This window comes from uncultured Kiloniella sp. (genome assembly GCF_937128705.1).
Classification (GTDB): Bacteria; Pseudomonadota; Alphaproteobacteria; order Kiloniellales; family Kiloniellaceae; genus Kiloniella.
Genome location: NZ_CAKZMP010000067.1, coordinates 1 through 20,110 on the forward strand (window position 1 = coordinate 1; position 20,110 = coordinate 20,110).

Sequence of the window (20,110 nt, forward strand, 5' to 3'; positions counted from 1 at the left end):
AGGCCTCTGCCGCAGCCGAAGACGTGATTGCCGAATTCACAGGTGGCGCAGAGATAGGCGCGGGCGACATTGAACTGACCGCTCCCGAAATCGCCGAAAACGGAAACACTGTTCCAATCGGTGTGTCCTCGAACGGAGCAACCGAAATCATGGTTCTGGCCTTGGGCAATCCTACCCCCAAAGTGGCCACATTCAAATTCGGTGAACTGGCCGCTTCCCGTTCTGCATCGACGCGGATTCGGCTGGCAGGAACGCAGGATGTGGTTGCAATTGCAAAACTGGCCGACGGGTCATTTGTGCAAGCATCCAGCACGGTCAAAGTCACAATCGGCGGCTGCGGCGGCTAAGGTATCTCAAGGAGAATTCGAAAATGGCAAAAGGTGTAAAGCCCCGCGTCAAGGTGCCTAAAAAGGCAGCTGCTGGCGACACAATCACGATCAAGACGCTGATCAGCCACAAGATGGAATCTGGCCAGCGCAAAGACGACGACGGCAACGTCATCCCGCGCTCGATCATCAACCGGTTCACATGCGACTTCAACGGCGAGAATGTTGTTGATGTGACGCTTGAGCCAGCGATCTCAACAAACCCCTACTTGGAGTTTGAAGCGAAAGTTCCGGAAGCCGGCGAGTTCAAGTTCACTTGGTACGACGACGACGGATCCGTCTACGAAGAGAGCAAGAAAATTGCCATCGAGTGACCGCTAAACAATCCGGGAGGGATGACTATGACCATACTTAAGGGAGCGCTTGGCGCCTTTATCTTAGCGGGAACCGTGGCGGCTGGCGCCATGGCCGACCCAGTGGATGATACGCTGACAATCAACGCCGAGATGACGCTTGTCACCCGCACTGCTGCACCCGACCACGTGTCGGACGTTCTGGACGAAGTCATGTCCGGCTGGCTGTTCCGCGGCACTGAAACCCGCGCAATGCAAGCCGATGATTTCGATAACCCGGGCATGATTTTTGTGGAGCAGGCGGAGGACGTCTGGAACACGGCAGATGGGTCCGAGGGCAAATCTTGCGCAGACTGTCATGGTGCTTCGTCTGACATGGCCGAGGTTCGCCCGACGTTCCCCAAGTGGAACGACGCCGCGGAAAAGGTGTTCACGATGGAGATGCAGATCAACGACTGCCGTGAAAACCGTATGGGTGCTGAAAAGTGGAAGTACACGGGCGGCGACATGGTCAATATGACAGCGCTTCTGGCTTCTGTGTCGCGTGGCCTTCCGGTCAATGTTGCGATTGACGGCCCGGCCCAGTCGACGTGGGAGGAGGGCAAAGAACTCTATTACACACGCACTGGTCAGTTGGAACTGTCCTGCGCGAATTGCCACGAAGACAGCTACGGCAAGATGATCCGCGCGGACCATTTGAGCCAAGGCCAGATCAACGGCTTCCCTACATATCGCTTGAAAAACACTAAGCTGAACTCGGCTCACGCTCGCTTCAAAGGGTGTGTACGCGATACACGCGCTGAAACTTACAACCCAGGTAGCCCCGAGTTTGTAGCACTTGAGTTGTATGTCGCGTCCCGTGGCAATGGTCTGTCGGTCGAAGGCCCGTCCGTCCGCAACTAACTGTCGCTTGAAGGCCCCGCTCCGAAGTACCGGTGTGGGGCTTTTCACCTCTCAAAACATTCAAAAATCCGCATGTATTAAGGCGTAAAGGACCTACCAAATGATCTCACGGCGTGACTTTCTTCAAACCAGCATGGCCGCCAGTGCCATCCGCGACAAAATAAAGATATTTTGTTTTAGCAGGTTGAGTTACAGCTTCTAGCGCAGACAAGCCAACATTAGCAATTGGCCCAGGAGGAAGCCGATCAATCGTATAGGTATTATAAGACGTAGGTGTCTTCAAATCTTTACGCGATAGACTGCGTTCCAAAGACTTAGCACCAAGAGTTATCCCATAGGTTACCGTAGGATCAGACTGTAAACGCATTTTCAAGTTCAAGCGATTGATAAAGACCCCTGCAACAAGTGGTCTTTCAGCTGCAATCCCGGTTTCCTTTTCAACAATAGATGCCAAAACCAATGCTTCTTCTTTGGTCTTGAGCGGTAAACCTTCCTGTCTACTGTCCCACAGTTTATCAAGACTGGCGCTTAATGCTTGTTCCATTCGGTCCAGAATTGATTGACGACTGTCTCCCCGGACAAATTGATAGGTTTCGGGCAAAAGGCTCCCTTCTTCGGGAACATCATCAATTTCACCAACTAAATCAGGATTATTCCGTAGTATTTCGACAATCTCGTAGGATGTCTTTCCTTCAGGTATTGTAATTGAGTAACTAACAGTTTTACCGTTTACCAGTATCTCAATGACACTCTGCATTGAAGCAGCAGCCGGCATTAAAAATTCGCCTGCTTTTAAATTTCTTGCTTTTTTTGTGTAGCGAGCCCCCAACTGAAAGATAAGCGGTTCACGAATGACACCTTCATCCTTCAGGATGTTAGATATTTTCTCTAATCCAGACCCTTTAGGGATCACAATAGTAAGATCTTTTTTGAGAGGGCCAGGCGCAAGAAATTCTTGTTGCCCCATGTACAATACAATTGAAAGGCATAAAATTCCTAGGGCTATAACAAGCGAGGCCCACTTAAAGAAAGAGGGCCTCGTAGATACTTTTTGTTCTTCACTCACAGCTTAAGTGAACTTATCTGAATGCTTTAAGCACTAGGCTTGCATTCGTTCCACCAAATCCAAAAGAATTGGAGAGCGCAACATCAATTTTCCGTTCCTGGGCTTCAAGAGGCACCAGATTAATCCCCTGACATTCGTCAGATGGATCTTCCAAATTAAGTGTTGGCGGGATCACACCTTCTTTAATAGCCTTCACGGAAAAGATTGCTTCAACAGCACCAGCAGCACCGAGTAGATGACCGATAGCTGATTTGGTTGATGACATACAAACGTCTTCGTTATTACCAAACAGACGTTTTACAGCACCAAATTCGATCTCATCCCCCAAAGGAGTAGAAGTACCATGAGCATTGATGTAATTCACATCACCTGCGTTTATACCTGCACGTTTTAGAGCAGCAGACATCGCGCGGAAACCACCATTACCATCAGGTGGTGGCGCCGTAATGTGATGAGCGTCCCCGGACAAGCCATAACCAACAACTTCACCGTAGATTGTAGCACCACGTGCCTTCGCATGCTCAAGCTCTTCAAGCACAACGACACCAGCGCCCTCGCCCATAACGAAACCATCACGTCCTTTATCCCAAGGACGTGACCCTTTTTCAGGAGCGTCATTATAGCTGGTAGACAGCGCACGTGAAGCACAGAAGCCAGCAATTCCAAGTCTGCAAACAGCAGCTTCGGCACCACCAGCAACCATCACATCAGCATCATCTAACTGGATCAACCGCGCAGCATCACCAATGGCATGTGCACCGGTTGAACAGGCGGTCACAACCGAGTGATTTGGTCCTTTGTATCCATAACGGATAGAAACGTGACCAGAAATCAAATTAATTAGAGATGAAGGGATAAAGAACGGTGAAAGCTTACGCGGTCCCTTTTCCTCAATCATCACCGCCCCATTTGCAATGGTTTGAAGACCTCCGATACCAGAGCCAATCATCACACCCGTGCGGAACAAACTTTCTTCATCTTCAGGCTTCCAGCCCGCGTCTTCAATAGCTTGTTGAGCAGCAGTAATGCCATATACAATGAAGGGATCAAGCTTACGGCGATCTTTTGCTGCGACATGATCATCCGCATTAAAGTAGCCGTCAGCGGTTTCGCCAACAGGAATTTCACCCGCAATCTGACACGGCAAATCAGCTGCCTCAAATTGAGTAATTTTACCTAGACCTGATTCACCGTTGGTAATGCGTGACCATATGTGATCAACACCACATCCAAGCGGAGATACCATACCGAGACCGGTTATAACGACACGACGCATGATTTTACAAAGTCTCTACGCTATTAAAGACGAAAACGCCGGGGAGTTCCCCGGCGTTATAAACTTCTAAAAAACGATTAAACGTTTTCTGAAATGAAATCGACAGCGTTCTGAACTGTTACGATTTTTTCAGCAGCATCGTCTGGAATTTCACAACCGAACTCTTCTTCAAATGCCATAACGAGTTCGACAGTATCCAGGCTGTCAGCACCAAGATCGTCGATGAAGCTTGCACTTTCCACAACTTTGGCTTCTTCAACACCGAGGTGTTCAACTACAATTTTCTTTACGCGATCAGCGACATCGTTGCTCATAAACTTTAGCCCTTAACTATTTATCGCCTTTCGGCGGTTTTACTAACGACCCTAAGGCCTGAATTATCTATTTTTGCCCTGCTAAATACAGAGAAGCGCCGCCTCATAACACACTTTAAGTCGGCTTGCCAACGCTCTTAATCGTTTATCTTTCATAAAGATTCAACGCCAGAGGGTCAAATACTGATTATATCATGGCCATTCCGCCATTAACATGCAAGGTCTGGCCTGTCACATAAGCAGCTTCGTTACTTGAAAGATATGCTACGGAAGCTGCGATATCCTCGGGTGAGCCAAGCTTTGCGCAAGGAATACCACTTAAAAGATTTTCTTTTATATCATCATTTAGTACATCGGTCATAGCCGTTGCAATGAAGCCAGGCGCCACGCAATTTACCGTAATCCCCCGTGATGCAACTTCTTGCGCCAGAGATTTGCTCATACCAATCAACCCTGCTTTTGACGCAGCATAATTAGTTTGACCAGCATTACCCGTTGTTCCGACAATAGAGGTAATCCCGATGATCCGCCCCCAACGACGCTTCATCATACCGCGAAGGCATGCTTTGGACAGACGGAAGCTTGCCGTAAGATTAACAGCAAGGACTGTATCCCAGTCTTCATCTTTTAGACGCATAGCAAGGTTATCACGGGTAAGTCCCGCATTGTTTACCAAGATATCCAGCTGCCCCATCGCCTCATCAGCACGCTTCACCAAATCAGCTGGTGCATCTGGGTCTGATAGATTCGCGGGTAAAACGTGGACCCGATCACCGCCAAGTTCAGCAGCTACCTTTTCAAGCGCTTCTACTCTGGTTCCAGAAAGACCAACAACGGCCCCCTGATCATGCAACGCCTTGGCAATTGCACTACCAATACCGCCGGAAGCACCTGTTACAAGTGCTGTCTTACCGGAAAGATCAAACATCCTATACTCCTAAGATCAATATTTATGCGCAGAAGGGTACTCAATTTCAGACATGATACCAAGTACCAGAACTTCTGCTTTGAGATTTTTTTAAAGACTCTTCAACAGGCTTTCAATTTCTGCGGGCGTTCCGGCATTTGCAGAAGTAAGGTCCCGGTCAATACGGCGATTAAGACCACTCAATACTTTACCAGCACCAAGTTCAACCAACTGCTCAACTTCATTTACGCGCATATAAAGTACGGACTCGCGCCAACGAACAACACCCGTCACCTGCTGGACAAGATATTTACGAATCGTCTCCGGATCCGTGACCATATCAGCCGAAACATTACAAACAACGGGTATAGATGGGGCTCGTAAAGTCACAGAAGCCAAAGCTTCGGCCATGGCATCCGCCGCAGGAGCCATTAATGAGCAATGGAAAGGGGCTGACACTGGTAACAATACAGCTCGCTTTGCCCCTTTGGCTTTTGCAATTTCCAAACAACGTTCAACAGCAGCTTTGTGACCACTAACAACAACCTGCCCAGGCGCATTATCATTCGCAGCGGAGCAAACTTCACCCTGCGCTGCTTCTTCTGCAACAGCTTGAGCGTCTTCAAAATCCAACCCAAGAAGAGCCGCCATAGCGCCCTCACCAACAGGAACGGCCAGTTGCATTGACTGACCACGTAGTTTCAGCAAACGTGCTGCATCAGCCAACTCTAGGGTGCCAACGGCCGTTAATGCTGAATACTCACCAAGAGAATGTCCCGCAACAAAAGCAGCATGATCACTCAAGGATAAGCTACCTTCGTTCTGCAACACACGGGTCACTGCTGTGCTTACCGCCATCAAAGCAGGTTGGGCATTTTCTGTAAGCGTGAGTTCGTCAATTGGTCCCTCAAACATCAAGGCTGATAACTTTTGCCCAAGAGCTTCATCAACTTCTTCAAAAACTTCGCGGGCTACTGGAAAAGCTTCCGCTAGCTCTTTCCCCATTCCAACGGCCTGAGATCCCTGCCCAGGAAAAACAAATGCACGCTTCATTATAATCTCCTTATTAAACGCGCTGATGTCTTGGTGTAACAACGCTGCATTACACCCGCCTGCCCAATCAAACCGTCAAGACTTTAATCTGTTGATGAACAAACAACATTCAGGGTATTTGTGTTGCCCCAGAAATAGCCTTCTACAGTTGATTATGCAACGGCATGAGTACCTAATAATTTTCAAGGGCGAAACCATACAATAAAGACATAGGCATAATCGTATCTTTTCAATCAGTTAGTTGCCACACACACTATAGAGCTTGACCCGCGCAGCAAGATCGCTATATTCCGCACGTTAATCCGCACTAAATCAACTCCTTGCTGGTGACCTCTAGCGGAAACAAGGACACCAGCTCCGGGTATAGGTTTTCCTCTACCCACAAAGCCGTGAGGAGTAACTATGGCTTTTTATGAATGTGTATATATCGCACGTCAGGACATCTCGTCCTCTCAGGTCGATACACTCACTGAGCAGTTTACTGCTATTATCACCGAAAATGGTGGTTCTGTTGCTAAGACCGAATACTGGGGTCTGCGTAACATGGCCTATCGCGTTAAGAAAAATCGCAAAGGTCATTACGTTCTTCTCAACATCGATGCTCCATCTGCAGCGGTCCAGGAAATGGAACGTGTTATGCGCTTGAACGACGATGTTCTTCGTACACTAACTATCAAAGTTGATGTACTCGAAGAAGAGCCTTCTGTCGTCATGCAAAACCGTGGCAGCCGTGATGAGCGCGGTGGTCGTGGTGGTCGTGGTGGTCGTGATGACCGCGGCGGTGATCGTGGTGGCCGCGGTGGTGATCGTGGTGGTCGTCCTCCTCGTGAGGGTGGTGATCGCGCTCCTCGTGAAGCAACAGCTAGCTAAGGAAGAGAAACATGGCCGTTCAAATCGTTAGCCAGGGCGTTGGTTCACGTCGCCCATTTAACCGTCGCCGTAAAAGCTGCCCGTTCGTTGGTGCAAACGCACCAAAGATCGACTACAAAGACACACGTCTTCTGCAGCGTTTCATCTCTGAGCGCGGTAAAATTGTACCAAGTCGTATAACTGCAGTATCTGCAAAGAAACAGCGCGAGCTTGCAAAAGCTATCAAACGTGCTCGCTTCCTTGCTCTATTGCCATACTTGATCGGGTAAGAAGGAGATTTTATCATGCAAGTCGTCCTTCTAGAACGCATCGAAAAACTTGGTCAAATGGGTGATGTTGTCACCGTGAAACCTGGTTATGCTCGTAACTTCCTGCTTCCAAAGCAGAAAGCTATGCGCGCAACTAAATCAAATCTTGAACACTTCGAAAACCAGCGTGCTCAGCTGGAAGCAGACAACCTCAAGCGTCGCGAAGAAGCCGAACAGGTTTCTGGTAAGCTTGAAGGCCTAACTGTTTCCCTGATTCGTCAGGCTGGTGATTCCGGGCAGCTTTACGGTTCTGTAAACACTCGTGATATCGCTGAAGCAGTTACTGAAGCTGGCATCACTGTTGCTCGCTCTCAGGTTGTTCTCAACAAAGTTATCAAAACTCTTGGTCTGCACGACGTTAAAGTTATGCTACACCCAGAAGTTACCGTTAACATTGTTGTTAACACTGCACGTTCTGCTGAAGAAGCTGAGCTACAGCTTAGCTCTGGCGGTGCTGTTTCCAATGAGGAAGCCGCTGAAGAACGTGAAGCTGTTGCAGAAGTAGTTGAAGAAGAAATCACAGAAGAAGAAACAGAAGCGTAAGTCTTCTTTTCTCACTTTTGAGTTTTATGAGACGGCACCTTTCGAGGTGCCGTTTTCATTTCCAACCTGTACTTCTCATCCCTAAAGAGCTACATTCCTCTGCGCTCTTTTTTTGCCCTGAACAGGGAACAAAAAACAGATATGATCAAGCGCTTGTTGATAATAATTTTCTAGATTCGAGGCCATGGAAGATCACGCGATTCCTCCCTTTGATGTTTCAGACATCCCCTTTGATGATGGACAAGAACTCCGCTCTCCTCCTCATAATTACGAGGTTGAGCAAGCTCTGTTAGGCGCAGTACTGTCTAACAACAAAGCTTTTGAAAGAATCTCTGATTTCCTCCTTCCTGTTCATTTTGCTGATCCTGCTCATGCTGAGATTTATCATGCCTGCAAAACACTCATTGAACGCGGACAACTGGCAAACGCTACGACTCTAAAGAACTTTTTTGCAAGCAACGGTAACTTGGAAGAGTTGGGCGGCACGAGCTACCTGGCTGAGCTTCAAAGCAACGTTGTTACAATCATCAATGCGTCTGAATACGGCAAGATCATTCACGACCTCTATATCCGTAGAGAGCTAATTGATCTTGGCGAAGAGGTCGTCAATCATGCCCACACACATGAGTTAGAACTTTCAGCGACCCAGCAAATTGAGGGCGCAGAGCAAAAGCTCTATCGTTTGGCAGAAGAAGGTCAGACCGAAGGCGGCTTCGTATCATTTGCTGATGCGCTTGCAACATCAATGAATTACATCGATGTTGCCATGAAACAGGGCGATGGTATTTCCGGCGTATCAAGTGGTCTGCGTGATGTTGATAAACTTCTTGGTGGCTTCCACCATTCTGATCTGATTATCCTGGCCGCTCGCCCGTCCATGGGTAAAACCGCCTTTGTAACAAACATCGCCTTTAACATCGCGCAAGCAACCAAATCCGGGCACAATGCCGAAGGCGATGAAGTCGACATTCCGATGTCAGTTGCTTTCTTTTCATTGGAGATGTCAGCAGATCAGCTGGCGAGCAGGATTTTGTCTTCTGCGGCGGAAACACCATCGCATTTAATGCGTAAAGGTGAGCTAACTGAAGATCAGTTCGAGCACGTCTTTCAGATCAGTCGTGCCCTATCCAACTATAAGCTCTTTATTGATGACACACCGAACCTGACAATACCGGGGCTTCGAAATCGTGTCAGGCGTCTGAAAAGACAACATGGTTTGGATATTATTATCGTCGATTACCTACAGCTGATGTCAGGTGCTCCCGGCGGCAAAAGCGATAGCCGTGTTCAGGAAGTTTCAGAAATTTCACGTGGCCTGAAAGGGATTGCGAAAGAGATGAATGTACCCGTCATCGCGCTTTCCCAGCTTTCCCGTCAAACAGAACAACGCGAAGACAAACGTCCCCAGCTCTCTGACCTTCGTGAATCCGGCTCGATTGAACAGGATGCTGATGTTGTGATCTTCCTCTATCGTGATGAATATTACATTGCCCGTGAAAAACCGGGACAAGGTGCCGATGATTCAACCGATAGATTTCACGAAAAACTGGCCAATCACGAAGCACGTCTGGATGCAGCCAGAAACAAAGCCGAGATGATTGTCGGTAAACAACGTCACGGCCCTATTGGCTCTGTTGAACTCCACTTTAATGGCGAGTTTACGAAATTCTCTGACCTGGCAGAGGAAGACCAACTTCCTGAAAGCTATTAATTTCCCTGATTAATACAAATAACCCAACACTTTGCACTGGCCTAGATTGACGCAAAAGAAGACCTTAGGTATTGTGCCTACCCTATTAGAGGCAATTTTCTAATCGCACGTTCGCAAATAAAGTTGCCTTTAATAGTGAAGCGGATAAATCCTTGGGGGAAGGAAATTCTGGACAAATCAAGCTCAATACTCGTTACAGTCTGATTCAACAGCTTTTCAATAGATCTCAATTTAATCATCTCAATCTCTGTTCATAACGGTAAAATGTATGCCCATTCTTCAACCTCTTGGTAATCTTACTCTACGTTTTTTGGAGATTGTCGGGCGTCTTTCCATTTTTGCTGGAACAGCAATTTCGCATTGCTTTCGGCCCCCCTTCTATCCGAAGCTTATCCTGAAGCAGATGATCGAGGTTGGGTATTATTCTCTCCCCGTCGTTGGTCTGACCGCAATCTTTACCGGTATGGTTCTCGCGCTGCAAAGCTACACTGGTTTCGCACGTTTTTCTGCTGAAAGCGCTATCCCAAACGTCGTTATCGTCTCGATCACCCGTGAACTTGGCCCTGTGTTAGCCGGTTTGATGGTTGCTGGTCGCGTTGGCGCCGCCATGGCTGCCGAAATTGGTACGATGCGGGTTACAGAACAAATCGACGCCCTATACACCCTAGCAACAAACCCTTTTAAATACCTTATTGCTCCCCGTGTTATCGCAGGGGTGTTAACGCTTCCCCTCCTCGTACTTGTTGCAGATACAATTGGTGTTTTCGGGGGATATCTCGTTTCCGTACACAAGCTTGGTTTTAACCCGGCAACTTACATCAAGAACACCATTGATTTCATGGAAAATCTTGATGTTATCTCTGGCCTTGTCAAAGCAGCAGCCTTTGGATTTATTATTACCTTGATGGGGTGTTACCACGGTTTCCATTCAAGAGGTGGCGCACAAGGCGTGGGCGCAGCGACCACAAACGCGGTTGTATCCGCTTCTATCCTCATTCTCACCTTCAACTACATCATAACTGAGTTGTTTTTCTCAATATGAGCAACAAAACAGATATACCCGGCAAGGACATCAGAATAAAGATCAGGGGACTGACCAAAGCCTTTGGCCCCAAAGTCATCCTCAACAATCTGGATCTGGATGTTTACGCAGGCGAATCCCTTGTTGTCATAGGTGGCTCGGGGACAGGAAAATCTGTGCTGTTAAAGTGCATTCTAGGTTTATTACGGCCTGATGCTGGAACTGTAGAGATCAATGGACAAAACATCGTTGGCCTCAACAGTGATGACATGGAAAAGGTACGCCGAAAGTTTGGCATGCTTTTTCAATATGCCGCCCTTTTTGATTCACTCACCATCCTCGACAATGTTGCATTCGGTTTGATCCAAGCTCACGGTGTTCCTAAAAAAGAGGCACATCGTATCGCCCTTGAAAAACTATCCGCAGTTGGATTGGGGGAACGTTTTGCAGCTAAGTTTCCTGCTGAACTTTCGAGCGGCATGAAAAAGCGGGTTGGCCTTGCACGCGCAATTGCGACAACACCAGAGACCCTGTTCTTTGATGAACCAACAACGGGTCTGGACCCTGTCATGGGCGACGTCATTGATCAGTTGATAGTTAAGTCTGTTAAGGAACTTGGCGCAACAGGTCTAACAATTACGCACGACATGGATTCAGCAAAACGAATTTCTGATCGTATCGCCATGCTCTATGACGGCAAGATCACATGGGTTGGCCCAACAGACGAACTCGAGAAAACTGATAATCCTTATGTCCATCAATTTATAAATGGACTATTAGACGGACCGATAAAAGTCAGCCTTGCCCATAATGATTGACCAACAGCCTAATACCCTTATCAAGCCCGTCTTAAGTCGGGTAAATTAAAAACGGCACCACGATAAATTCAGGAGATCCCTTTGGCCCGCCCCGTAATTCGCTACGTTTGTCAGTCCTGCGGTGCTGACTATGCAAAATGGTCAGGGAAATGTGATTCCTGTGGCGAGTGGAACTCTATCACAGAAGAAGCTGGGTCATCATCCCCCGTTCCAGGTGGCCTTGGTAAAAAGAATGTCCGTAAAGGCAAACAAATTGAGTTTGTTAGCCTAGAGGGTACAAGCAAGCCCGTTCCCAGAATGATCAGTAAAAACCTTGAATTCGATCGGGTTTGTGGTGGCGGACTCGTTCCAGGCTCAGCCGTTTTGATCGGTGGAGACCCAGGCATTGGGAAATCAACGCTTCTCACCCAGATATTAGCAGCCCTCACAACAAGCGCAGGTGTTAAGTGTGTTTACATCTCTGGCGAGGAAGCCATTGATCAGGTCCGTCTGAGAGCCCGTCGTCTGGGTTTGAAAGGCGATGATTTTCTACTCGCCTCGGCAACGTCTGTTCGTGACATCGCCACCACACTTGATGAACATGACGCTCCACAAGTTGTCGTTATCGATTCTATACAAACAATGTTTGTGGACAGCCTGGATTCTGCCCCCGGAACAGTTTCTCAAGTGCGGGCATCGGCCCAAGAACTGATCCAACTGGCCAAGGCACGGGGCTTTAGCGTTTTACTGGTTGGTCACGTCACAAAAGAAGGCGTCATTGCCGGGCCGAAAGTTCTGGAACACATGGTTGATACCGTTCTTACTTTTGAAGGGGAACGCGGGCATCATTTCAGAATCTTACGCGCCGTAAAAAACCGTTTTGGTCCAACGGATGAAATTGGCGTCTTCGAGATGTCAGAACAAGGGCTTGAGCAAGTTTCAAATCCCTCAGCGCTCTTTCTTGCAGAACGGCGTGGCAATGTTACAGGCGCAGCCGTTTTTGCAGGGCTGGAAGGCACGCGCCCAGTTCTCGTCGAAATACAAGCACTTGTCTCTCCCTCACAACAGGCAAACCCAAGACGCGCAGTTGTCGGTTGGGATTCTGGTCGATTGGCAATGATCCTCGCTGTTCTGGAAGCTAGATGTGGTCTCGTACTCGCCGGGAATGAAGTTTATCTAAATGTTGCCGGGGGTCTGCGGATCGGAGAACCAGCAGCAGATATGGCCGTTGCTGCCGCTTTAATTTCAGCAGCCATGGACATTCCCGTCCCCGAAGATACTGTTGTATTTGGGGAAATTGGCCTTTCAGGTGAAATCAGGGCCGTCAACCAATCTGAAAGCAGGTTAAAAGAAGCCACAAAGCTTGGTTTTAAAAATGCAATAATTCCGCCTATTCGTGCAAAGAAGAATTGTAATAAGGCCGCTTCGGGGTTAGATACAAGACAGATTGAACATCTGCAGGATCTGGTTGCATTGTTTGCGGCTAAATCAGTCAAGAAAACTGCGGGTGGCTAACCGGCAAAATTGTTAGGTATTGATGGAAAACTTACCCATCTCACTCTTCGATGTCGCTGTAATTGGCATCATTGTCGTCTCAGGTCTCTTTGCTCTGTTTCGGGGTTTCGTGCACGAAGTCCTATCTGTAGCATCATGGATTGGTGCAGGCTTTGTCACCCTTTGGACATTCCATCCTCTACTACCCTACGTACAGCAATTTATTAACATCCCCTTTGTTGCTGAAATCGTCACCGGGTTTGCTCTTTTTGTGATTACCCTTGGCCTTTTCATGGTAATGATCAGAGCTATCTGTCGACATGTCCGGGAAAGCACATTTGGTCCTCTTGACCGCTCGCTCGGTTTTCTATTCGGGCTAGTACGCGGTGGAATAATTGTCAGTATAACCTGGATTGCACTCTTTGTATTTCTCATGCCAGAAAAAGAGGGCTGGCCAGAGGATGTTCAACGGGCAAAAACACGACCCTCGATTCAGCAAGCTTCAGCAATCTTAGTAAAAGCTTTACCTGAAAAATTTCATAATGAGACCATTAGACAGGTTCTCAAGCAGGCCGAGGCTGCCCGACAAACCTATAATGCGACACAAACTTATCAACGTTTGATAAGCCCGGAATCAAAATCCTCATCAGATAGCGAAGATGCTTCTGGCTATAACGATGAGATGCGTTCACAAATGCAAAAGACCATAGATGCCGTAAGTGGCAGCGAATAACGGATTTATTACTGAGTTCAGGAAAGCGAAAGCCATGACACTCGAAGATTTTCATGATGATGATAAGCTCCACGAAGAATGCGGTGTTTATGCCGTGCATGGACACGAAGGGGCTGCGGCTCTTGTTACTCTGGGCCTTCATGCTCTTCAGCATCGAGGACAAGAAGCGGCTGGCATCATCAGCTATGATGGTAATGAGTTTTATAACCATCGTGCCCTGGGGCATGTCGGCGATAACTTTTCATCACAGGAAGTTATCGAACGCCTGAAGGGGCATGTATCTATCGGGCACACGCGCTATTCTACTACTGGCGAAACAGCTTTGCGAAACGTGCAACCCCTCTTTGCTGACCTTCACGACGGTGGCTTTGCACTTTGCCATAATGGAAATCTGACAAACTCTCAAAAAATCCGTGACCAATTGGTCATGCGTGGCTCCATCTTTCAGTCAACAATGGACACCGAGGTGATTTTACACCTCGTCGCAACCTCTATTCAGGATACCATTGTTGGCAAAGTTACTGATGCCATTCAGCGTATTGAGGGTGCCTACGCCCTTCTATGCATGACGAAAGAAGGCGTTATCGCCGTCCGCGACCCCCATGGGATCAGACCTTTGGTTCTTGGCGAACTAGAGGGCGGTTATGTCGTCGCCTCCGAGACCTGTGCTCTGGACATTATCGGGGCAAACTTCATTCGGGATGTTGATCCCGGTGAGATGATTGTCATTAATGATGACGGTGTTCAGTCCCTGCGTCCTTTTCCGCCAACACGTCAGCAAACATGTATTTTCGAATATATCTATTTTGCCCGGCCAGATTCAGTCATTGATGGTGTCAGTGTTTACGATGCACGTAAAAACATCGGGAAAGAACTGGCACAAGAAAGTCATGTAGAATCAGATGTTGTTGTTCCGGTCCCGGATTCAGGTGTTCCCGCCGCGATCGGCTATTCACAAGAATCCGGTGTTCCTTTTGAACTCGGCATAATTCGAAATCACTATGTCGGCCGGACCTTTATTGAACCAGGCCAACAGATCCGAAATCTTGGCGTAAAGCTGAAGCACAATGCAAACAAAGCCGTTCTTGAAGGAAAGCGCGTCATTCTTGTAGATGATTCGCTGGTGCGCGGAACGACCTCTATCAAGATCGTCGAGATGGTAAAAGCTGCTGGCGCGAAAGAAGTCCACATGCGCATCGCCTCTCCGCCGATTGGATATCCATATTTCTATGGCATTGATATTTCACAATCCAAAGAGTTGCTTGCTGCCCAAATGGATCTGGAAGAAATGGCCAAGCATATTGGTGTTGATAGCCTCGCATTCTTAACCATTGACGGTATGTACCGTGCGATGGGCAAAGAAGGGCGTAATCCAGAGGCACCTCAGTATTGTGATGCACCTTTTACCGGGCACTATCCAACTCAGATCGACGACTATAAAGATCACGTCGTTGACGTGCCAAGATTTATGCAATCAAAAAAAGCCGGGTAGGACGTTTTTCATGAAGAATGCAGATAACGGGCGGCTTGAAGGCCGGATCGCACTTATTACAGGTGCGTCTCGTGGTATTGGACGCGCTGTTGCCAAACGCTTTGCACAAGAAGGGGCTCAACTCTTGCTCATGGCCAGAACAGTTGGTGCCCTTGAAGAAATTGATGATGAGATTCGCTCTGAAGGCGGTAAAAACCCTATCCTCATTCCACATGATCTTAAAAACATGGATGGCCTAGATCAACTAGGCGCATCACTATACGATCGCTATGGCAAACTTGATATCCTCGTTGGAAATGCAGGATCACTTGGTCCGCTATCCCCCATTGGTCATATCAAACCCAAGATCTGGCAAGAGACTTTTGATATCAATGTCACCGCGAACTATCGTCTCATCAGAAGTCTTGACCCTTTGCTAAAGAAATCAGACGCGGGTCGAGCTATCTTTGTCACGACAGGATCAACAGCCAAAGCCTATTGGAGTCTTTATAAAGCCTCTAAAGCTGCTCTGAATACTTTGGTTCAGTCCTATGCCTGTGAAATTGAAAAAACGAACGTCAAAGCTAATCTGATTTCACCCGGACCAATCAGAACAACAATGCGGGAAAAAGCTTTCCCCGGCGAAGACCCTATGACACTCAGAGCACCAGAAGAGATCACTGATACTTTTGTTGATCTGGCTTCTGTCGACTGTACCTTGAATGGACAGTTTATTGATATCAGAGAAGAATAGCTTGTCCTGACTACTTACCAAAAAAGGCTCCTTACCGGAGCCTTTTTTATTACCTTTTAAGTCTTCTTTTTCTTACCTGCATAGGGATTATCTCCCTTTTTCATATGCATACGAAGGGGAACCCCTGGCATATCAAAGGTTTCACGGAGATTGTTCTCCAAAAACCTTGTATAGGATGCAGGAAGATCCTCTGGCAAGGAACAGGAAATCGCAAAAGTCGGTGGCCGTGTCCGGGCCTGAGTAATGTATTTCAACTTGATGCGTCGTCCACCCGGCGCAGGCGGTGGATGGCGTTCAATCAACTCTGCAAGCCATCTGTTTAGACCAGCTGTTGGCAAACGAATATTCCAGACATCATAAATATCAAAGACAGTATCCAACATCTTATTCAGCTTGTGCCCCTTAAGGGCAGATATTGTCACGACAGGAATGCCTTTGACCTGTGGCAGCGATGTTTGAAGGCGATCTTTCACCAGCTGCATAACTTCATCTTTGTCTTTACAGGTATCCCATTTATTCACAACGATAATAAGCGCACGTCCCTCATCAATTACCGTTCGGGCGATCGTTAAATCCTGCTTTTCCAAGACACCATCAGCGTCCAAAACCAGAGCAACAACCTGTGCATATTTCAAAGCACGAATGGTATCAGAGGCAGAAAGTTTTTCCACTTTATCTTCGATTTTAGATCGACGACGAAGCCCTGCTGTATCAACAAGTTTAAGGGGCTTTCCCCGATATTCCCATTCAATGGAAATTGCATCCCGTGTGATCCCCGCTTCAGGACCCGTCAACAACCTGTCTTCATCAATCAGCTTATTGATTAGCGTAGATTTACCAACGTTCGGGCGTCCGACAATGGCAAGCTGCAGAGGTCCGCGCTCGGCCTCATCATCTTCCAAAACCTCTAATTCGTCCTCAGAGTATTCATCTTCGTCTAAATTATCCTGATCTTCGGATTGGGCTTCATCATCTAGACTATTTGTCGAACCTGAATCTGTTTTTGACTTCTCAAATACTTCTGACGATGCCTTTGATTCCGCGGCACGTGTCATATGCTCTTTGATAACATCATAGAGATCACTGCTGCCCAAACCATGTTCGGCAGAAAATGGAATAGGCTCACCAAGACCTAATGAATAGGCTTCCATAAGCCCCTGTTCGCCAACCCTGCCCTCGCACTTGTTTGCCATCAACGCGATAGGTGTTTTTCCACGACGAAGGTATTTTGCAAAATGCTCATCAATTGGCATAACACCCACACGGGCATCAATAACCATAATAACAAGATCAGCGTCTTCAACAGCACGTTCAGTTTGCCTGCGCATACGCGCTTCCAGACTGCCATCAAAAGCTTCTTCTAAACCTGCAGTATCAATAATTCGAAACCGACAATCAAAAAGATAGGCATCACCTTCTCTTCGATCCCGGGTTACCCCAGGTTGATCGTCAACAAGAGCAAGCCGTTTTCCAACAAGTCGATTAAAGAGTGTAGATTTGCCCACATTGGGACGCCCTACAATAGCGACCGTAAAAGTCATTTTGTTTGTCTTTCTTCTCGCGCTTTAGCCCCAAGGGCTTATTGCATCGCGATAATTTCTGCTTCAGCAGTCAGGAAATACAAGCTATTCCCAACAACAACCGGAGGCATAGCAGCTCCGTCAGGAAGCTCAAGATATCCGAGGATATCGCCGGTATAAGGTGATAAAGAAATTGCCTCGCCATGAGATCCGGCAATAATCAAACGGTCACTTGCCAATACAGGGCCTTGCCATGCAATCAGCCCTTTACGATCTTCGGGATCGGCAAAACGTGGTAAAGACTGGATCCAGCGAATACGGCCATCTTGCCTTCTGACAGCCGCAATCTGCGAGTCATTCGTCAAAACATAAATAAACTCACCCGCAACCCATGGCATCTGTACGCCGCCAATATCGGTATCCCAAAGACGTACACCTTCCTTGAGATCAATAGCAACCATCCGACCAGAGTGACTTATGGCAATTACCCTGTCTCTGTCAATAACTGGCATCGCTTTAATATGGGCGAGATCGGTCAACGGGTCAGTCTTTTTGACAGAAGAAAGGTTCAGGTTCCATTCCTCGTCCCCTTCGATCACGTCAATGGCAACAATCTCGCCTGAAGAATAAGGCACCACCAGTTTACGTCCGGCAATTGCGGGGCTCGCCCCACCAAGCAAACTGGTTTCAGATTGAAGACCGATATGGCTCCATAAACGACGGCCATCATCAGCAGCAAGGGAAAGGGTTTGGTTATCAAGCGTTACAATGAAAACACGGCCGCCGTTGACTGTTGGTGCGGCCCTGATCGGAGCAGGTGCATCCTGAGACCAAATGACATCACCAGAACGGACATCCAGAGCAAAAATCCTAGCAAACCCAGTAGAAACAAAAATTCGACCATCCGCATAGGCAATACCGCCCCCGAAGAAACCATCATCTTCATCATGCGGATCAAGATCTTTTTCCCAGTAAACTCGACCCGTCAGGCGATCATAGGCCTTTACCGTCGAACGGGAATCCATTGTAAAGAGAACAGATTCGACAACAAGCGGTTGAGCGAGGATCAGCTCATCGCCATCGCTTTCTTCACCAATATCATCACTCCAGCTTTCTCGGGGTAGATCCCCTAAAGAAAGATGGAACATTGCATGGGCAGGGTTGCCACCATTATGAGTCCAATAGGTATTCATGAAAGGTTGGGGCAAAACAATTCGCTGGTCGCTTATTGATGGATCAGCCTGTAACCCTTTATCAACAGATTGAATAGAAATACGTGCACCAGGTAAAGGCGGAGCTTCGTCTTCGCCCCACCACTCATCGGCCAAACTGCACCCAGAAAGAACAAAGCCCAGACCAAGTATCAACAGGCTTTTACGCATCCCCATCCCCATCTATTTTACTCCGCCAAGCTCTCTAGTATTTGACTAGAACGACTTTTGATTCCATTTGGTGTATCAACATCATCGATAAGCTGTTGAAAAAGTGCTTTAGCTGCTGTGTTGTCACCTTCGCGTAAAGCAACAATAGCCTGTAGTTCAATAGCACTATAACGGAATGCCCCGTTTGCAACAGCTAAACCGGCCAAGCGTTGCTTCACATCAGCAAGATCACCATCTGCAACCAAATGCATCGCCGCGAGTAAAGAAGCCACATCTTTTAGCGTAGAGAGTGGTGGACTGCTTGCCGCAATTTCATCCCAAACCTTAACCGCAGCTGTTGTGTCGCCAGCTTCGACAAGAAGACGGGCCTGTTCAAAGCGAGCCAACGTCCCGTAACCATCATCACTTTGAGCCAAAGGTGTTAACACCTTCTCTGCTTCATCAGCTTTACCAGCCTGGGACAACTCCAACGCTGCTGCAAAAGTTGCAGATTTTTCGGCTTGGACTGTGCTTTTATAACTTTCCCAGCCTTGGAAACCAGCTGTTGCCGCAACGACAAGAACAGCTGCACCAATCGCCCACTTACCATATTTTTTCCAAAGAACTTCAACGCGTTCACGTTTCAGATCTTCTTCAACTTCCTGAAAAATATCAGCCACGAATTAATTATCCCTCGTTTTGGCGTACTGCCATTAGCGTAAAACTTTTTTCAAAGCTCACGGCTAATCAGTCATCACTCGAAATTCGTTGAACTTTATATAGAAACTTTACTCTTACAACAATCGCAATCATCAAATAAGAAGATACACGATCGAAGATCATCGTCTAATTTCCTAATAATTTATTTACGAAGATGCCGTAGACTTCGCAAATAGGTATATTACCGACCTAATGATCGGCTTTAAACTAGGCAAAATTATGAAACGTCTCTTAAGTGCATTATTGATAAGTATTACCGCGGCAATCTCGTTAGCCGGATGTAGCTTAACGGACCCCGTAACAGCCGCGGCCAGCGTTGGGACACTTGTCCATACAGATAAAACCATCACAGACCATTTTGTTAGCTGGGCAATGGCTAAAGACTGTTCCATTGTCTATTCGTCAAAAGGTGAACCCTATTGTAGAGATGAACAGCTGGAAAATGGGTTGGCGAATTCTGGTTACGAAAACTTGTATTGCTACCGTAATATTGGTGGTGTGACCTGCTATGAAAGCCCCTATCAGGAAGCTAGCTCACAAACAACGATATACCATAGTAAACAAACGCCACCATCAAACGTAGCATCAGGGAATTAACGTGCTAAGTGA

22 protein-coding genes are annotated in these 20,110 nt (G+C 47.5%); 14 read left to right on the forward strand and 8 right to left on the reverse strand.

Going from position 1 to position 20,110, the window contains the following annotated elements:
* From soxY to soxA, 3 genes are all read left to right on the forward strand, one after another.
* Positions 1-347, forward strand: a 347-nt coding sequence (gene soxY / locus Q0241_RS03670) for a thiosulfate oxidation carrier protein SoxY (RefSeq protein WP_299373236.1), incomplete at its 5' end; no start/stop codon positions are given.
* A 23-nt stretch (positions 348-370) separates the two neighbouring features.
* Positions 371-700 carry a thiosulfate oxidation carrier complex protein SoxZ gene (gene soxZ / locus Q0241_RS03675; RefSeq protein ID WP_089945921.1) on the forward strand — a complete coding sequence of 110 codons (330 nt, stop codon included), beginning with the start codon at positions 371-373 and terminating at the stop codon, positions 698-700.
* Between the two features lie 27 nt (positions 701-727).
* Positions 728-1,582 (forward strand): sulfur oxidation c-type cytochrome SoxA, encoded by an 855-nt coding sequence (soxA, locus tag Q0241_RS03680; RefSeq protein ID WP_299373247.1) that lies wholly within the window; start codon positions 728-730, stop codon positions 1,580-1,582.
* Positions 1,583-1,688: 106 nt separating this feature from the next.
* On the opposite strand, the gene mltG is transcribed toward soxA, so the two are convergent.
* From mltG to fabD, 5 genes are all read right to left on the reverse strand, one after another.
* Positions 1,689-2,549, reverse strand: coding sequence for an endolytic transglycosylase MltG (gene mltG, locus Q0241_RS03685; RefSeq protein WP_299373250.1), 861 nt, complete (start codon positions 2,547-2,549; stop codon positions 1,689-1,691).
* 112 nt (positions 2,550-2,661) lie between these two features.
* Entirely contained in the window at positions 2,662-3,924 is a 1,263-nt protein-coding gene (gene fabF / locus Q0241_RS03690; protein ID WP_299373253.1) for a beta-ketoacyl-ACP synthase II, read from the reverse strand.
* 77 nt (positions 3,925-4,001) lie between these two features.
* Positions 4,002-4,238 (reverse strand): acyl carrier protein, encoded by a 237-nt coding sequence (locus tag Q0241_RS03695; RefSeq protein WP_046507651.1) that lies wholly within the window; start codon positions 4,236-4,238, stop codon positions 4,002-4,004.
* 187 nt (positions 4,239-4,425) lie between these two features.
* On the reverse strand, positions 4,426-5,166 hold the full coding sequence (gene fabG / locus Q0241_RS03700; RefSeq protein WP_299373265.1) for a 3-oxoacyl-[acyl-carrier-protein] reductase: 741 nt from the start codon (positions 5,164-5,166) through the stop codon (positions 4,426-4,428).
* Positions 5,167-5,256: 90 nt separating this feature from the next.
* Complete coding sequence (gene fabD, locus Q0241_RS03705; RefSeq protein WP_299373270.1) at positions 5,257-6,198, reverse strand: ACP S-malonyltransferase; 942 nt, start codon at positions 6,196-6,198, stop codon at positions 5,257-5,259.
* Positions 6,199-6,600: 402 nt separating this feature from the next.
* On the opposite strand from fabD, the gene rpsF reads away from it, so the two are divergent.
* The 10 genes from rpsF to Q0241_RS03755 all read left to right on the forward strand — a co-directional run bounded on the left by rpsF (position 6,601) and on the right by Q0241_RS03755 (position 15,900).
* Positions 6,601-7,068, forward strand: a complete 468-nt coding sequence (gene rpsF / locus Q0241_RS03710) for a 30S ribosomal protein S6 (RefSeq protein ID WP_047764748.1) — start codon at positions 6,601-6,603, stop codon at positions 7,066-7,068.
* A gap of 11 nt (positions 7,069-7,079) precedes the next feature.
* A complete protein-coding gene (rpsR, locus tag Q0241_RS03715) occupies positions 7,080-7,337 on the forward strand; it encodes a 30S ribosomal protein S18 (protein WP_047764749.1) in 258 nt (85 codons plus the stop codon).
* 15 nt (positions 7,338-7,352) lie between these two features.
* Positions 7,353-7,919 carry a 50S ribosomal protein L9 gene (gene rplI, locus Q0241_RS03720; protein ID WP_299373286.1) on the forward strand — a complete coding sequence of 189 codons (567 nt, stop codon included), beginning with the start codon at positions 7,353-7,355 and terminating at the stop codon, positions 7,917-7,919.
* Between the two features lie 184 nt (positions 7,920-8,103).
* Complete coding sequence (locus tag Q0241_RS03725; RefSeq protein ID WP_299373289.1) at positions 8,104-9,630, forward strand: replicative DNA helicase; 1,527 nt, start codon at positions 8,104-8,106, stop codon at positions 9,628-9,630.
* A 268-nt stretch (positions 9,631-9,898) separates the two neighbouring features.
* Complete coding sequence (locus Q0241_RS03730) at positions 9,899-10,672, forward strand: ABC transporter permease (RefSeq protein ID WP_299373292.1); 774 nt, start codon at positions 9,899-9,901, stop codon at positions 10,670-10,672.
* Positions 10,669-11,469 (forward strand): ABC transporter ATP-binding protein, encoded by an 801-nt coding sequence (locus tag Q0241_RS03735; protein WP_299373295.1) that lies wholly within the window; start codon positions 10,669-10,671, stop codon positions 11,467-11,469. The genes Q0241_RS03730 and Q0241_RS03735 overlap by 4 nt, the downstream gene beginning before the upstream one ends.
* A gap of 81 nt (positions 11,470-11,550) precedes the next feature.
* Positions 11,551-12,963 (forward strand): DNA repair protein RadA, encoded by a 1,413-nt coding sequence (gene radA / locus Q0241_RS03740; protein ID WP_299373298.1) that lies wholly within the window; start codon positions 11,551-11,553, stop codon positions 12,961-12,963.
* A gap of 22 nt (positions 12,964-12,985) precedes the next feature.
* Positions 12,986-13,675, forward strand: coding sequence for a CvpA family protein (locus Q0241_RS03745; protein ID WP_299373301.1), 690 nt, complete (start codon positions 12,986-12,988; stop codon positions 13,673-13,675).
* A gap of 34 nt (positions 13,676-13,709) precedes the next feature.
* Positions 13,710-15,167, forward strand: coding sequence for an amidophosphoribosyltransferase (gene purF, locus Q0241_RS03750; RefSeq protein WP_299373304.1), 1,458 nt, complete (start codon positions 13,710-13,712; stop codon positions 15,165-15,167).
* 10 nt (positions 15,168-15,177) lie between these two features.
* Complete coding sequence (locus Q0241_RS03755) at positions 15,178-15,900, forward strand: SDR family NAD(P)-dependent oxidoreductase (protein WP_299373307.1); 723 nt, start codon at positions 15,178-15,180, stop codon at positions 15,898-15,900.
* Between the two features lie 56 nt (positions 15,901-15,956).
* Here the strand turns inward: Q0241_RS03755 and der are convergent, their stop codons facing one another.
* Genes der through Q0241_RS03770 form a run of 3 tightly spaced genes read right to left on the reverse strand, consistent with a single transcriptional unit; the run spans position 15,957 to position 19,461 of the window.
* Positions 15,957-17,441: a ribosome biogenesis GTPase Der gene (gene der / locus Q0241_RS03760; protein WP_299373311.1), complete on the reverse strand. Its 1,485-nt coding sequence runs from the start codon at positions 17,439-17,441 to the stop codon at positions 15,957-15,959.
* A gap of 38 nt (positions 17,442-17,479) precedes the next feature.
* A complete protein-coding gene (locus tag Q0241_RS03765) occupies positions 17,480-18,802 on the reverse strand; it encodes a PQQ-binding-like beta-propeller repeat protein (RefSeq protein WP_299373314.1) in 1,323 nt (440 codons plus the stop codon).
* Positions 18,803-18,819: 17 nt separating this feature from the next.
* On the reverse strand, positions 18,820-19,461 hold the full coding sequence (locus Q0241_RS03770) for a tetratricopeptide repeat protein (protein WP_299373317.1): 642 nt from the start codon (positions 19,459-19,461) through the stop codon (positions 18,820-18,822).
* 259 nt (positions 19,462-19,720) lie between these two features.
* Here Q0241_RS03770 and Q0241_RS03775 point away from each other — a divergent pair, with 259 nt between their 5' ends.
* Entirely contained in the window at positions 19,721-20,098 is a 378-nt protein-coding gene (locus Q0241_RS03775; protein ID WP_299373320.1) for a hypothetical protein, read from the forward strand.
* The last annotated feature ends 12 nt before the right edge of the window (positions 20,099-20,110 follow it).

Bases quoted from the DNA above. Each gene is read 5' to 3' on its own strand.
- mltG (WP_299373250.1), bottom strand. From the start codon at position 2,549: ATGGGGCAACAAGAATTTCTTGCGCCTGGCCCTCTCAAAAAAGATCTT.
- Q0241_RS03695 (WP_046507651.1), bottom strand. From the start codon at position 4,238: ATGAGCAACGATGTCGCTGATCGCGTAAAGAAAATTGTAGTTGAACAC.
- Q0241_RS03745 (WP_299373301.1), top strand. From the start codon at position 12,986: ATGGAAAACTTACCCATCTCACTCTTCGATGTCGCTGTAATTGGCATC.
- rpsF (WP_047764748.1), top strand. From the start codon at position 6,601: ATGGCTTTTTATGAATGTGTATATATCGCACGTCAGGACATCTCGTCC.
- purF (WP_299373304.1), top strand. From the start codon at position 13,710: ATGACACTCGAAGATTTTCATGATGATGATAAGCTCCACGAAGAATGC.
- Q0241_RS03735 (WP_299373295.1), top strand. From the start codon at position 10,669: ATGAGCAACAAAACAGATATACCCGGCAAGGACATCAGAATAAAGATC.
- fabG (WP_299373265.1), bottom strand. From the start codon at position 5,166: ATGTTTGATCTTTCCGGTAAGACAGCACTTGTAACAGGTGCTTCCGGC.
- soxZ (WP_089945921.1), top strand. From the start codon at position 371: ATGGCAAAAGGTGTAAAGCCCCGCGTCAAGGTGCCTAAAAAGGCAGCT.
- der (WP_299373311.1), bottom strand. From the start codon at position 17,441: ATGACTTTTACGGTCGCTATTGTAGGGCGTCCCAATGTGGGCAAATCT.
- Q0241_RS03755 (WP_299373307.1), top strand. From the start codon at position 15,178: ATGAAGAATGCAGATAACGGGCGGCTTGAAGGCCGGATCGCACTTATT.
- soxA (WP_299373247.1), top strand. From the start codon at position 728: ATGACCATACTTAAGGGAGCGCTTGGCGCCTTTATCTTAGCGGGAACC.
- Q0241_RS03775 (WP_299373320.1), top strand. From the start codon at position 19,721: ATGAAACGTCTCTTAAGTGCATTATTGATAAGTATTACCGCGGCAATC.
- Q0241_RS03730 (WP_299373292.1), top strand. From the start codon at position 9,899: ATGCCCATTCTTCAACCTCTTGGTAATCTTACTCTACGTTTTTTGGAG.
- fabD (WP_299373270.1), bottom strand. From the start codon at position 6,198: ATGAAGCGTGCATTTGTTTTTCCTGGGCAGGGATCTCAGGCCGTTGGA.
- rplI (WP_299373286.1), top strand. From the start codon at position 7,353: ATGCAAGTCGTCCTTCTAGAACGCATCGAAAAACTTGGTCAAATGGGT.
- fabF (WP_299373253.1), bottom strand. From the start codon at position 3,924: ATGCGTCGTGTCGTTATAACCGGTCTCGGTATGGTATCTCCGCTTGGA.
- Q0241_RS03725 (WP_299373289.1), top strand. From the start codon at position 8,104: ATGGAAGATCACGCGATTCCTCCCTTTGATGTTTCAGACATCCCCTTT.
- Q0241_RS03765 (WP_299373314.1), bottom strand. From the start codon at position 18,802: ATGCGTAAAAGCCTGTTGATACTTGGTCTGGGCTTTGTTCTTTCTGGG.
- rpsR (WP_047764749.1), top strand. From the start codon at position 7,080: ATGGCCGTTCAAATCGTTAGCCAGGGCGTTGGTTCACGTCGCCCATTT.